Source organism: Oceanobacillus alkalisoli, assembly GCF_022213125.1.
GTDB lineage: Bacteria > Bacillota > Bacilli > Bacillales > Amphibacillaceae > Oceanobacillus > Oceanobacillus alkalisoli.
Map to the genome: position 1 here is coordinate 1 of NZ_JAKNRA010000057.1, position 304 is coordinate 304.

The 304-nt window shown below is 41.1% G+C and carries 1 protein-coding gene; it reads left to right on the plus strand.

Going from position 1 to position 304, the window contains the following annotated elements:
- Positions 1-304 (plus strand): transposase (locus tag L3V42_RS18130; RefSeq protein WP_238472631.1); only part of this gene is annotated, 304 nt, incomplete at both ends.

The following is a 304-nucleotide window of genomic DNA, read 5'->3' on the forward strand; positions in this document are numbered from 1 at the left end:
CTGTTCCGGTTGTCCTCTTCGTGATTTGTGCACGAAAGCCAAACCAGGAAATAACAGAAAAGTATTCCTCAACGAGAAGTGGGAATCACAAAAAGAATATGTACGCACGAAGCTTTCAGACGAGAAAACAGGTGAAATTTACGGCAAACGTAAAATTGACGTGGAGCCAGTTTTCGGATTTTTGAAGGCTAATTTAGGTTTCACTCGTTTTTCCGTTCGAGGAAAACAAAAGGCGACAAATGAATTAGCCTTTGCATTAATGGCGGTGAACTTGAGGAAGTTCACCGCCAAAAACTCCAAAAAA